At 66.9% G+C, this 12,203-nt stretch carries 11 protein-coding genes; 6 read left to right on the top strand and 5 right to left on the bottom strand.

The window, feature by feature from the left end; genetic code table 11:
• Nucleotides 1-3: 3 nt before the first annotated feature.
• On the bottom strand, nt 4-462 hold the full coding sequence (locus AC07O0_RS10240; RefSeq protein ID WP_494622583.1) for an Lrp/AsnC family transcriptional regulator: 459 nt from the start codon (nt 460-462) through the stop codon (nt 4-6).
• Nucleotides 463-607: 145 nt separating this feature from the next.
• Between AC07O0_RS10240 and AC07O0_RS10235 the strand changes: the two genes are divergently transcribed.
• Nucleotides 608-4,057 (top strand): indolepyruvate ferredoxin oxidoreductase family protein, encoded by a 3,450-nt coding sequence (locus AC07O0_RS10235; RefSeq protein WP_494622580.1) that lies wholly within the window; start codon nt 608-610, stop codon nt 4,055-4,057.
• 28 nt (nt 4,058-4,085) lie between these two features.
• Here the strand turns inward: AC07O0_RS10235 and AC07O0_RS10230 are convergent, their stop codons facing one another.
• From AC07O0_RS10230 to paaG, 4 genes are read right to left on the bottom strand one after another with little or no spacing between them, the layout of a single operon-like run.
• Nucleotides 4,086-4,682 carry a TetR/AcrR family transcriptional regulator gene (locus AC07O0_RS10230; RefSeq protein ID WP_494622578.1) on the bottom strand — a complete coding sequence of 199 codons (597 nt, stop codon included), beginning with the start codon at nt 4,680-4,682 and terminating at the stop codon, nt 4,086-4,088.
• A 6-nt stretch (nt 4,683-4,688) separates the two neighbouring features.
• The gene (paaK, locus tag AC07O0_RS10225; RefSeq protein ID WP_494622576.1) at nt 4,689-5,999 is read right to left on the bottom strand and encodes a phenylacetate--CoA ligase PaaK; all 1,311 of its coding nucleotides are present in this window, start codon (nt 5,997-5,999) and stop codon (nt 4,689-4,691) included.
• Nucleotides 6,000-6,037: 38 nt separating this feature from the next.
• On the bottom strand, nt 6,038-6,484 hold the full coding sequence (paaI, locus tag AC07O0_RS10220; protein ID WP_494622574.1) for a hydroxyphenylacetyl-CoA thioesterase PaaI: 447 nt from the start codon (nt 6,482-6,484) through the stop codon (nt 6,038-6,040).
• Nucleotides 6,481-7,266 carry a 2-(1,2-epoxy-1,2-dihydrophenyl)acetyl-CoA isomerase PaaG gene (paaG, locus tag AC07O0_RS10215; protein WP_494622572.1) on the bottom strand — a complete coding sequence of 262 codons (786 nt, stop codon included), beginning with the start codon at nt 7,264-7,266 and terminating at the stop codon, nt 6,481-6,483. Before paaG ends, paaI begins: the two co-directional genes overlap by 4 nt.
• 236 nt (nt 7,267-7,502) lie before the next feature.
• Here paaG and AC07O0_RS10210 point away from each other — a divergent pair, with 236 nt between their 5' ends.
• The 5 genes from AC07O0_RS10210 (at nt 7,503) to AC07O0_RS10190 (ending at nt 12,117) form a co-directional block, all read left to right on the top strand.
• On the top strand, nt 7,503-8,639 hold the full coding sequence (locus AC07O0_RS10210; protein WP_494622570.1) for an ABC transporter substrate-binding protein: 1,137 nt from the start codon (nt 7,503-7,505) through the stop codon (nt 8,637-8,639).
• A gap of 176 nt (nt 8,640-8,815) precedes the next feature.
• Entirely contained in the window at nt 8,816-9,688 is an 873-nt protein-coding gene (locus AC07O0_RS10205; RefSeq protein WP_494622568.1) for a branched-chain amino acid ABC transporter permease, read from the top strand.
• Nucleotides 9,689-9,690: 2 nt separating this feature from the next.
• Nucleotides 9,691-10,644 (top strand): branched-chain amino acid ABC transporter permease, encoded by a 954-nt coding sequence (locus AC07O0_RS10200; RefSeq protein ID WP_494622566.1) that lies wholly within the window; start codon nt 9,691-9,693, stop codon nt 10,642-10,644.
• On the top strand, nt 10,644-11,429 hold the full coding sequence (locus tag AC07O0_RS10195; protein WP_494622564.1) for an ABC transporter ATP-binding protein: 786 nt from the start codon (nt 10,644-10,646) through the stop codon (nt 11,427-11,429). Before AC07O0_RS10200 ends, AC07O0_RS10195 begins: the two co-directional genes overlap by 1 nt.
• Entirely contained in the window at nt 11,416-12,117 is a 702-nt protein-coding gene (locus tag AC07O0_RS10190; RefSeq protein WP_494622562.1) for an ABC transporter ATP-binding protein, read from the top strand. Before AC07O0_RS10195 ends, AC07O0_RS10190 begins: the two co-directional genes overlap by 14 nt.
• The last annotated feature ends 86 nt before the right edge of the window (nt 12,118-12,203 follow it).

Here is a 12,203-nt window from a genome sequence, read left to right as displayed (position 1 = left end):
CGGTCACACCGGCACCGGTCCGTGAACCTTGATCTCCCGCAGCACGAGGTTGGTGCGGACATTGGCGATGCCCGGCAGCCTGAACAGGAAGTGCTCGAGGAAGTCGTTATAGGCGTCCTTGTCGCGGCAGACGACATGCAGGTGGTAGTCGGCCTCGCCGGTGGTCGCGAAGCATTCCAGCACTTCGGGCCGCCCGGTCACGCGCGAGATGAACGTCTTCACATGGTCCGCCTCGTGGCGCACCAGCGCGACGTGCACCACCGCGCTGAAGGCGAGCCCGGCCTTGGCGGGATCGACGATCGCGCGATAACTCGAAATCACACCGGCTTCCTCGAGCGCCCGCACCCGGCGCCAGCAGGCCGAGGCCGACATGCCGACGCCCTCCGCCAGCTCCTGATTGGAGATGCGGGCATCCGCCTGCAGCAGCGTGATCAGCTTGCGGTCCTGCTCGGTGAGCTCCATCGCTGTGTCCTGAAAGGATTATCCTCAATATAGGGCATTGTCGGTCAATTTTATCGAATCGGCAATCCGAATCGGCAAACCAGGCAAGTTTTTCCAGGCGCCCGAGTTTAGAATCTCCCGAATAAATCTTTCGGGAGGCCACGCCATGGCCGGCACCTCATCGACCAGCTCGCCCGCCGACTATGCGCTCGGCGACCGCTACACCAGAACCACCGGACGCGTGTTCCTGACCGGCACCCAGGCGCTGGTGCGGATCGCGCTCGACCAGGCTCGCCGCGACCGCGCTGCAGGCCTCGACACGGCCGGTTTCATCTCCGGCTATCGCGGCTCGCCGCTTGGCGGCGTCGATCTCGAACTCTGGCGCGCCAAGGAGCTGGTGGGGCAGCACGGCATCGAGTTCCTGCCTGCCGTCAACGAGGACCTCGCCGCGACCGCCGTGCTCGGCTCGCAGCAGGTCGAGACCAATCCGGACCGGACGGTGCAGGGCGTTTTCGGCCTCTGGTACGGCAAGGGCCCCGGCGTCGACCGCGCCGGCGACGCGCTGAAGCACGGCAACGCCTACGGCTCCTCGCCGCATGGCGGCGTGCTGGTGGTCGCCGGGGACGATCATGGCTGCGTCTCGTCATCGATGCCGCACCAGTCCGACGTCGCCTTCATGGCCTGGTTCATGCCGACGCTGAACCCCGCCTCGATCGGCGAATACCTCGCCTTCGGCGAATACGGCTATGCGCTGTCGCGCTATTCCGGCATGTGGGTCGGCTTCAAGGCGATCTCGGAAACGGTCGAGAGCGGCCAGTCGGTCGAGTTGCCGGCGCCGCGCCAGTTCAACCAGCCCGACTACACGCCGCCCGCCAGCGGGCTGCACTATCGCTGGCCGGACCTGCCGGGACCGCAGATCGAGGAGCGCATGGAGGCCAAGAAGATGGCCGTCTTCGCCTTCGCCGAGGCGAACCCGATCGACCGGCGCATCTACGACATTCCCGATGCCTCCTTCGGCATCGTCACCACCGGCAAGGCGCATCTCGACCTGATGGAGGCGCTGCGCCTGCTCGGCCTCGACGAAGCAGCCTGCCGCAGCCACGGCATCGACATCTACAAGGTCGGGATGGTCTGGCCGCTGGCCCGCCGCTCCGCGCTGGAATTCGTGCGCGGCAAGCACGAGATTCTCGTCGTCGAGGAAAAGCGCGGCATCATCGAGAGCCAGCTCAAGGAGTACTTCTACGACTATCCAGGCCATAAGCCGCATTCCATGGTCGGCAAGCGCGACGAGGACGGCAACCGCCTGATCTCATGGATTGGCGAACTCTCGCCGCGCCTGCTCGCGCCGATCGTGGCGAAGCGGCTGGACGCGCTGTTCCCGGACCTGTGCCTGACCGAGCGCGCTGCGGCTCTCGTGCCTGAGGCCTCGCGCATCATCCAGGTGCCGGGCGCAACCCGGACGCCCTATTTCTGCTCCGGCTGCCCGCACAACAGCTCGACCAAGGTGCCGGAAGGCTCGAAGGCATTGGCCGGCATCGGCTGCCACTTCATGGCGAGCTGGATGGATCGCGAGACCACCTCGCTGATCCAGATGGGCGGCGAGGGCGTGAACTGGGCAGCATCCTCCCTGTTCACCGGCAGGGGCCACATCTTCCAGAACCTGGGGGAGGGCACCTATTACCACTCCGGCTCGATGGCGATCCGCCAGGCGATCGCCGCCAAGGCCAACATCACCTACAAAATCCTGTACAACGACGCTGTCGCCATGACCGGCGGCCAGCCGGTCGACGGGCCGATCAGCGTCCACGCGATCGCGCAGGAAGTCCGCGCCGAGGGCGTCGAACGCATCGCGCTGGTCTCGGACCAGCCGGAAAAGTTCACGCCTGCCGGCCTGCCGCACGGCATCACGATCCACCACCGCCGCGAGCTCGATGCGGTTCAGCGCGAACTGCGCGGGATCAAGGGCGTCTCGGTGCTGATCTATGAGCAGGCCTGCGCCACCGAGAAGCGACGCCGGCGCAAGCGCGGCACGATGGCCGACCCGCAGCGCTTTGCCACCATCAACGACCTCGTCTGCGAGGGCTGCGGCGATTGTTCGGTGGCGTCGAACTGCCTGAGCGTCGAGCCGAAGGAGACGCCGTTCGGCCGCAAGCGGCAGATCAACCTCTCCAACTGCAACAAGGACTTCTCCTGCCTCGATGGCTTCTGCCCGAGTTTCGTGACGGTGGAAGGCGCCACCCGCCGCAAGCGCCAGGCGAGCGGAAGCGACTTCGTCGGGCGGGCGGCGTTGCTGCCGAGACCGACCTTGCCGACGCTCGACCGGCCCTATGATCTGCTCGTCACCGGCGTCGGCGGCACCGGCGTCATCACGGTCGGCGCGCTGATCGCGATGGCGGCCCATCTCGAGGGCAAGGGCAGCTCGGTCCTCGACTTCACCGGCTTCGCCCAGAAGTTCGGGCCGGTGCTGTCCTTCCTGCGGCTTGCGGAAACGCCCGAGGCGGTCAATCAGGTCCGCATCGACAATGGCTCGAGCGATGCGCTGATCGGCTGCGACATCGTCGTATCGTCCTCGCCCAAGGCCTCCGCCACCTACCGCTCCGGCATGCGGGCGCTCGTCAACACGGCCGAGATGCCGACCGGCGACATCGTGCGCCGTCGCGACGCCGACCTCGCGACGCGCCGCCGGTTGAAGGAGATCGAGCAGGTGGCTGGGCCCGAGAACGTTCGCGCGCTCGATGCCAATGGGTTGGCGGAAGAGCTCTTCGGCGATGCGGTGTTCGCCAACATCATCATGCTCGGCCATGCCTGGCAGCAGGGGCTGGTTCCCGTCGGGCTCGACGCCCTGCATCGCGCCATCGAGCTCAACGGCGTCGCGGTCGAGCGCAACCGGCAGGCCTTTGCCGCCGGGCGGCTCGCGGCTGCCGATCCCACAGCCTTTGCGTCGGCCCCGACCACCGCCACGCCGGAAACCCTGGACGAGGTGATCGCTCGCCGCCAGCGCTTCCTCGTCGACTATCAGGACGAGGCCTGGGCGCGGCGGTACCGGGCGGGCGTCGACAAGGTTCGTGCGGCTGAGCGGCCGTTTGGCAGCGAAGCCCTCACCGACGCAGTTGCCCGCTCGCTGTTCAAGCTGATGTCCTACAAGGACGAGTACGAAGTGGCGCGGCTGCATATGGGCACCGGCTTCCTTGACGAGCTGAAGCGCAGCTTCGATGGCGACTTCAAGGTGAACTACCATTTTGCTCCGCCTTTCCTCGGCGGGGACAAGGATGCGCGCGGGCGGCCGTTGAAGCGTAGCTTCGGCCAGTGGGTCCAGACGCCGCTGCGCCTGCTGGCGCGGCTCAAGGGCTTGCGCGGCACGGCCTTCGATCCCTTCGGCTACACGGCGGAGCGCAAGATGGAGCGCGCGCTGATCGGTTGGTACGAAGGGCTGATCGACGAGATGCTGGCGCAATTGCCTGCGCGGGCGCCCGATTCACTGCTGGCGCTCGCCAGGGCGCCGATGGACATCCGCGGCTACGGCCCGGTGAAGGAGGCGGCGGTCGCAGAGGTCAAGGCGACCGTGGCCCGGCTGAGGAAGGACGCGTCGGAGCCTGCTGCGAAGCAGGCGGCCTGATCGGTGCTTTTGAAATCGGTTCGGGCTGCTATTTCAGCGCCGCGGCACCGTCGAGGAACAGTGCGGTGACCATGTCGGCATAGCCCTCGCGGCTCAGCGCGCCGCTGGGCCGGAACCAGGTGTAGACCCAGTTCAGGATGCCGAAGAGCGACATGGTGACCGGCGTCACCCCGGCGCGGTTGTCCGCCAGCGCCGGGTTGATGTCGACCAGCACGTCCGAGAACGCCTTGACGATGCGGCGCTCCATCTCCCGCAGCTCCAGACGCTGGGCTTCGGTGAGCGAGCCGGTGCCGTTGAGCAGGACCTGGTGGAAGTTCGACGCTGTGCGGTAGTTCTCCAGCACGCCGCCGATCAGATGGCGCAAACGCGCCCGCGGTTCGAGGTCGGGCCGGTCGGCCTCGATGATCGCTGCCTCCAGCTCGACGAGATGGGTGCGGCCGATATCGAAGATCAGCAGGTCCTTGCTCGGATAGTAATGGTAGAGCAGCGCCTTGGAGACGTTGTTCTCCTGGGCGATCTGCGCCATCGAGGCGCGCTCCATGCCGAGCTTGGCGAAGACGGCCGCGGCGCTGTCGAGGATGCTGCGCCGCTTCTCATCGAAATCCGCAGCCCTGGTGCGGGCCATCGCCTGTTATCCTTTCGGCCGGTTGTCGACGACGCGCCTGGCCTTGCCGGCCGAACGCTCGACCGAATCGGGGTCGCCGACCTGTATCTTGGTGCTCACCCCCACCACGCTTTTGATGTGGTGCGCAAGTTCCTTGGCTGACGAGGCGCGCGCGGCGGCATCGGCTGCGTGCGGCATCGCCTCGACATGCACGACCATGTCGTCCATGCGACCGGCGCGCACGAGCTCGATCTGGAAATGCGGGGCGAGGCCGCCGCATTTCAGGAGCTGCTCCTCGATCTGCGTCGGGAAGATGTTGACGCCGCGCAAGATCATCATGTCGTCTGAGCGGCCGGTGATCTTCTCGATCCGGCGCATCGCCCGCGCCGTGCCCGGCAGGAGCCGCGTCAGGTCGCGGGTGCGATAGCGGATGATCGGCAGCGCCTCCTTGGTCAGCGAGGTGAAGACGAGTTCGCCGAGCTCGCCGTCGGGCAGGACAGCGCCGGTCTCCGGATCGATGATCTCCGGATAGAAATGATCCTCCCAGACATGCAGCCCGTCCTTGGTCTCGACGCATTCGCTGGCGACGCCCGGGCCGATCACCTCCGACAGGCCGTAGATGTCGACGGCGTGCATGTCGAAATCCTGCTGGATCTCCTCGCGCATCGCATTGGTCCAGGGCTCGGCACCGAAGATGCCGACTGCCAGCGAGGAGCTTCGTGGGTCGATGCCCTGGCGCCGGAACTCGTCGAGGATCGACAGCATGTAGGACGGCGTCACCATGATGATGCGCGGCTTGAAGTCCTGGATCAGGCAGACCTGGCGCTCGGTCATGCCGCCCGAGATCGGGATCACCGTGCAGCCGAGCTTCTCGGCGCCGTAGTGGGCACCGAGCCCGCCGGTGAACAGGCCGTAACCATAGGCGACATGGCAGATGTCGCCGGCCCGGCCGCCGGCCGCCCGGATCGAGCGGGCGACGCAGGTCGCCCACATCTCGATGTCGTTCTGGGTGTAGCCGACGACGGTCGGCTTGCCGGTGGTGCCGGAGGAGGCGTGGATGCGGGCGATTTTTTCCCGCGGCACCGCGAACATCCCGAACGGATAGGTGTCGCGCAGGTCCTTCTTCACGGTGAACGGGAATTTCGCGAGATCTGACAGCGTCCTTAGATCATCAGGATGGACGCCGGCCTTGTCGAACTGCGCCCGGTAATGCGGCGAATTGCGATAGGCGTGGTCGAGCGTCGTCTTCAGGCGCTTGAGCTGGAGCGCCGAGATTTCGTCGCGAGAGGCCGTTTCGATGGGATCGAGATCGCCCGGACGGGGCGAAAGGTCTTCCATGGGTTTCCTCCGCTCTTGTCTTGTTTCGGCCGGAACGTTCAGCCCGGCTCGGGGATCGGCGTGCCCTTGACGGTGCGGGAGTGGCCGCGGAATTCCGCGACGTGCTCGCCGTTCTGATTCGTCACCTTGATGTCGTAGATGCCGCCGCGGCCGATGCGCGAGACTTCGCCGGCGCTGGCGGTCAGCCGGTCGCCCTCGAAGGCTGGGCGCAGGAACGTCACCGAGCAGTGCTGCGCGACGGTGTTCTGGTTGTAGCTGTTGCAGGCGAAGGCGAAGGCCGAATCCGCCAGAGTGAAGATGTAGCCGCCATGGCAGGTCTTGTGGCCATTGGTCATCGCCGCCGTGACGGTCATCGACAGCCGCGCCTCGCCCGGACCGACGGCATCGAGGCTCATGCCGAGGCTGCGGGAGGCAAGGTCCTTCTCCCACATCGCGGCGGCCGAAGCGCGGGCGACGGCGATGGGATCGGAGAAGTCGAGGCTCATCGTCCGGTGAACTTCGGCTGGCGCTTGTCGAGGAAGGCGAGGACGCCCTCGGCATAATCGGCGCTGCGGCCGGCTTGGCGCTGCAGGTCGCGCTCGAGATCGAGCTGCTGGTCGAGCGTGTTGCCGGCCGAGGCCTGGATCGCCTGCTTGATCAGGCCGAGGCCGAAGGTCGGGCCGGCGGCGAGTTTCCTGCCGAGCGCCTCGGCCTCGTTCATCAATTCGGCGTCGTCGACGGCGCGCCAGATCAGGCCCCAGTTGGCGGCGGTCTCGGCCGTCAGCGGTTCCGCCGTCAGGGCGAGCGCCTTGGCACGGGCTTCGCCGAGCAGCTGCGCAAGGCTCCAGGTGCCGCCGGAATCGGGGACGAGGCCGATCTTGGAGAAGGCCTGGATGAATTTCGCCGAGCGGGCCGCCAGAACGATATCGCAGGCGATCGCGATATTGGCGCCGGCGCCGGCGGCGACGCCATTGACCGCGCAGACGATCGGCTTGTCGAGGCTGCGGATCTGGCGGATCAGCGGGTTGTAGAAGGTCTCGATCGTGCGGCCGAGATCCGGCGCCGTCTCCTTGCGCGGGTCGCGATCACCCAGGTCCTGGCCGGCGCAGAAGCCGCGACCGGCGCCCGTCAGCAGGACCGCGCGGATCTCGCTCTCGTCATGCGCGCGCTGGAAGCCGGCGCGCAAGGCCAGATGCATTTCTTCGTTGAAGGAATTCAGCTTGTCCGGGCGATTGAGCGTCAGCCTGAGCAGGCCGTCGGCGAGCACCACCTTGACCGTATCGGACATCCGCTTTCCTCCCATGCAATCGCGGCCTTGAGCCGTCGCTTCAAAAAATCCCTTGCATAGTCCGAACGGTCGGTCAATTATTAATCCAACGAAGGCGCGAATGGGTCTCAGGTGAAGGTTGCAAACCTGCCCCGAGACTCGACCAAGCGCCATGCGGGAACGACGACGACCGCGCTCTGAGCGTTCAGCCGCGCGACGACGAACGACATAAAAATACGTGGTACCGGGAGGAAATGATGAAGTTCAAAGTCTTCGGCAGCGCGCTCGCGCTGACGCTCGGCCTCGCTGGCCCGGCCTTCGCCGACATCAAGATCGGCGCTTCGGTCTCCGAGACCGGCCCGGCTTCCTCGCTCGGCGATCCCGAGGCCAAGACGCTCAAGCTGCTGGTCGACGAGATCAATGCCGCCGGCGGCGTGCTCGGCCAGAAGATCAAGCTCTTTCTCTATGACGACGGCGGCGACCCGAACAAGGCGCGCACCTTCGCCACCCGCCTGGTCGAGGACGACGAAGTCGTCGCCATCGTCGGCGGCTCGACCACCGGCACCACCATGTCGATCATCTCGGTCGTCGAGAACGCCAAGATCCCGTTCATCTCGCTGGCGGGCGCGATCGAGATCATCGACCCGGTCAAGCCCTTCGTCTTCAAGACGCCGCATACCGACCGGATGGCCTGCCGCAAGATCTTCGAGGACATGAAGGCCAAGGGCTTCAGCAAGATCGCCCTGATCTCCGGCTCGGATGGCTTCGGCGCCTCGATGCGCAAGCAGTGCCTGCAGGTCATCGGCGAGTTCGGCATCACCGTGCTGGCCGAAGAAACCTACGGCCCGAACGACGCCGACATGACCCCGCAGCTGACCAATATCCGCTCCAAGGCCGATGTGCAGGCGATCCTCAATCCCGGCTTCGGCCAGGGCCCGGCGATCGTGACTCGCAATTACGGCCAGCTCGGCATCAAGACGCCGCTCTACCAGTCGCACGGCGTCGCCTCGAAGAGTTTCATCGATCTCGCGGGCCCGGCCTCGGAAGGCGTGCGCCTGCCCGGCACCGCCGTCCTCGTCGCCAATCTCCTGCCGGCGAACGACCCGCAGAAGGCGGTCGTCTCTGCCTATACGAGCGCCTACCAGGCGAAGTTCAACCAGCCTGCCTCGACCTTCGGTGGCTATGCGCATGACGGTCTGCGGTTGCTGGTCGATGCGATCAAGCGCGCCGGCAAGGCCGAGCCGAAGGCGATCCGCGATGCGCTCGAGGGCACCAAAGGCTTCGTCGGCGTGACCGGCACCTTCAACATGGCGGCATCAGACCATCTCGGCCTCGACCTCTCCGCCTTCCGCATGCTCGAGATCAAGGGCGGCAACTGGGCGCTGGTGCAGTAAATCTGGACGCGACCCGAGGCCGTTGAGCGCAGCCCTTCCCGTCATGGTCGGGCTTGTCCCGACCATCCACGTCTACCTTCGGGCAAGGCGGCTTCAAGACGTGGATGCTCGCCACAAGGGCGAGCAAGACGACTGGACTGGCCTTCAGCACCTGATCTGGCCACGGGGAGCATAGAGTGCCCGAACTTCTGCAATATCTGTTGTCGGGCGTGACGGTCGGGGCGGTCTATGCGCTGGTCGCGCTCGGCTTCACCCTGATCTACAACGCCTCCGACGTGGTGAACTTCGCCCAGGGCGAGTTCGTCATGCTCGGCGGGATGATCACCTTCTTCGCCTGGCAGGCCGGCATTCCGCTGCCACTGGCGGCGCTGCTCGCCATCCTCGCGGCGGCGACGATCGGCGTCCTCCTCAACAAGCTGGCGATCGAGCCGGCCCGTGGCGCTCCGGTCGCCAGCCTGATCATCATCACCATCGGCGCCTCGATCTTCCTGCGCGGCAGCGCCCAGCTCGTCTTCGACAAACAGCTTCACCGCTTCCCGAGCTTCTCCGGCGACGATCCGCTCAGGCTCTTCGGCGCGACGATCCTACCGCAGGGCCTCTGGGTCATTGCCGGGGCGGTCGCGATCTTCCTCGCTCTTTGGCTGTTCTTCGCCCGCACGCTGACCGGCAAGGCCGTGCTCGCCAGCGCCAACAACCGCATCGCGGCGAGCCTGGTCGGCATCAACCCCAATCACATGATGACCCTGAGCTTCGCCGTCTCGGCCGCGATCGGAGCGCTCGCCGGCGTGCTGGTCACGCCGATCACCCTGACCAGCTACGATCTTGGCGTTGCGATGGCGCTGAAGGGCTTCGCCGCCGCCATGCTCGGCGGCATGGGCGTTCCGGCCGGAGCGCTGGTCGGCGGCCTGCTGCTCGGGCTGATCGAGGCGCTCACGGCCGGTTATGTCAGCTCGGTCTACAAGGACGCCGTCGCGTTCGTGCTGATCCTGGTGATCCTGTTCGTGCGGCCGCAGGGCCTGTTCGGCCGCAAGGCCATGGACCGGGTGTGACGATGCGCCTGTCGAGCAAGCATCTCACCCTGATCGTGCTGGCCGTGCTGATCGCGCTGGCGCCTGCGCTCTTCCCGTCGAACTTCTATTACCGCATCGGCGCACTGATCTTCGTCAACGGGCTCGCTGTCACCGGCCTCGTCGTCCTGATCGGCTTCGCCGGCCAGATCAGCCTCGGCCATGCCGGCTTTGCCGGGATAGGCGCCTATGCCTGCGCGTTGGCGCCGGGCTATCTCGGCCTGCATCCCGGGCTCGCCATGCTGCTCGGCGCCGTGCTCTCCGGCGGCGTCGCCTGGCTGATCGGCCGGCCGATCCTGCGCCTCAAGGGCTATTACCTCGCCGTCGCCACCCTCGGCTTCGGCATCCTCGTCTCGATGGTGCTCGCCAATGAGGCGAAGATCACCGGCGGGCCGGACGGGCGCGAGGTCGCGGAACTCGGCCTGCGCAGCGCGCTCGCCTCGATCGGCATCGGCCTGAGCAATGCCCAGTTCTGGTACGCGGCCACCGGCCTTTCCATGCTCGCCGGCGCCTGGATCGCGCTCAACCTGCATGACAGCCCGTCGGGCCGGGCGCTACGCGCCTTGCACGATTCCGAGGTTGCGGCCCGCACCGTCGGCGTCGACGTTGCCCGGCTGAAGCTCTCGGCCTTCGTGATCTCGGCGGTCTATGCCTCGCTCTCCGGCTCGCTGCTGGCGCTGATGAACCGCTTCATCACGCCGGATGTCGCCGGCTTCCTGCATTCGGTCGAGCTGGTGACGATGACCGTCTTCGGCGGCGTCGGCTCGGTGCCGGGCGCCATCCTCGGCGCCGCGACGCTGACCCTGCTGCCGCAGGCGCTGACCGTGCTGCAGCAATACGAGAACCTCATCCTCGGCCTGATCATGATGCTGGTGATGATCTTCATGCGCGAGGGGCTGCTGCCCTCGATCATGCGCCGCCTGAAGGGGAGGGGGTGATGACGCTTCTCTCCGTCGAAGGCCTCGGCATCGATTTCGGCGGCCTGCGGGCCGTCAACGATGTCGGCTTCTCGGTCTCGCCGGGCGAGATCGTCTCGGTGATCGGCCCCAATGGGGCCGGCAAGACCACGCTGTTCAACATGATCTCGGGCGTCTACCAGCCCCAGCGCGGCAAGATCGCGCTCGATGGCAACGACGTCACGGGCATGGCGCCGAACCGGCTGGCCGAGCGCGGGCTGTCGCGCACCTTCCAGAACCTGCAGATCTTCCAGCGCATGAGCGTGCTGGAGAACGCCATGACCGGCTGCCACCTCCGGGAGCGCGGGCCGATCCTCGGCGACCTCCTCAGCCTGCCGTCCTCGCGCCGCCGCAGCGCCGCGGCCAGGGCCCGCGCGAGCGAGCTGCTGGAGCGGGTCGGCCTGGCGCGCGCCGCCGAGCGCGAGGCCTCCTCGCTCTCCTATGGCGCACTCAAGCGGCTCGAGATCGCCCGGGCGCTGGCGCTGGAGCCGCGCATCCTCCTGCTCGACGAGCCGGCCGCCGGCTGCAATGCGGTCGAGACCGAGGAGATCGACCATCTCATCGCCGAGGTCGCCAAGTCCGGCGTCGCCATCCTGCTGGTCGAGCACGACATGAAGATGGTGATGCGCATCTCCAGGCACATCGTCGTGCTCGATCGCGGCGAGAAGATCGCCGAGGGAGCGCCGGCCGCCGTCTCGCACGATCCCAGGGTGATCGAGGCCTATCTCGGCACGCAGGCGACGGAGGCAGGCGATGCTGTCGGTTGAGGGCCTGCGCTCGCGCTATGGCCGCATCGAGGTCCTGCACGGCGTCGACCTCGAAGTCGGCTCGGGCGAGATCGTCACCGTCGTCGGTGCCAACGGCGCCGGCAAGACGACGCTTCTGCGCTGCATCTCCGGCGTGCAGCCGGCGAGCGGCGGCGCGATCATCTTCCGCGGCGAGGCGCTGAAGGCGATCCCGGCCCATCGCCGCGTGGCCTTAGGCCTGTCGCAATCGCCGGAAGGGCGGCTGATCTTCACCAACCTGACCGTCGAGGAGAACCTGCGGCTCGGCGCCTATCTCTTCGCCGATGAGCGGGTCGAGCGCGACATGGCCGACGCCTTCGCGATGTTCCCGATCCTGAAGGAGAAGCGCAACCTGCCGGCCGGCGGGCTCTCGGGCGGCCAGCAGCAGATGCTGGCGATCGGGCGCGCCCTGATGGCCCGGCCCGCCTGCCTGCTGCTCGACGAGCCGAGCATGGGGCTGGCGCCGATCCTCGTGGCGCAGATCCTCGACGTGGTGAAGAACCTGAAGTCGCTCGGCGTCACCGTGCTGCTGGTCGAGCAGAACGCCTATGCCGCCCTGCAGATCGCCGATCGCGGCTACGTCATGGAGACCGGCCGCATCATCATCAGCGGCACGGCCAACGAGCTGATCGCCGATCCGCGCATCCGCGAGGCCTATCTGGGCATTTGAGCGGCCCCCGAAAGGCGCTGCGCCAGGGGCGGCGTTTGAACCCGGGCTATCGCTGGTTTCGCCGGCTGGGCTCGAGGGCGATGCTC

This window comes from Allobosea sp. GW821-FHT10B12 (assembly GCF_059415545.1).
This window is presented reverse-complemented; position numbering and strand designations above follow the sequence as displayed.

Bases quoted from the DNA above. Each gene is read 5' to 3' on its own strand.
- AC07O0_RS10230 (WP_494622578.1), bottom strand. From the start codon at position 4,682: ATGGCCCGCACCAGGGCTGCGGATTTCGATGAGAAGCGGCGCAGCATC.
- AC07O0_RS10195 (WP_494622564.1), top strand. From the start codon at position 10,644: ATGACGCTTCTCTCCGTCGAAGGCCTCGGCATCGATTTCGGCGGCCTG.
- AC07O0_RS10240 (WP_494622583.1), bottom strand. From the start codon at position 462: ATGGAGCTCACCGAGCAGGACCGCAAGCTGATCACGCTGCTGCAGGCG.
- AC07O0_RS10210 (WP_494622570.1), top strand. From the start codon at position 7,503: ATGAAGTTCAAAGTCTTCGGCAGCGCGCTCGCGCTGACGCTCGGCCTC.
- AC07O0_RS10190 (WP_494622562.1), top strand. From the start codon at position 11,416: ATGCTGTCGGTTGAGGGCCTGCGCTCGCGCTATGGCCGCATCGAGGTC.
- paaG (WP_494622572.1), bottom strand. From the start codon at position 7,266: ATGTCCGATACGGTCAAGGTGGTGCTCGCCGACGGCCTGCTCAGGCTG.
- AC07O0_RS10200 (WP_494622566.1), top strand. From the start codon at position 9,691: ATGCGCCTGTCGAGCAAGCATCTCACCCTGATCGTGCTGGCCGTGCTG.
- paaI (WP_494622574.1), bottom strand. From the start codon at position 6,484: ATGAGCCTCGACTTCTCCGATCCCATCGCCGTCGCCCGCGCTTCGGCC.
- paaK (WP_494622576.1), bottom strand. From the start codon at position 5,999: ATGGAAGACCTTTCGCCCCGTCCGGGCGATCTCGATCCCATCGAAACG.
- AC07O0_RS10235 (WP_494622580.1), top strand. From the start codon at position 608: ATGGCCGGCACCTCATCGACCAGCTCGCCCGCCGACTATGCGCTCGGC.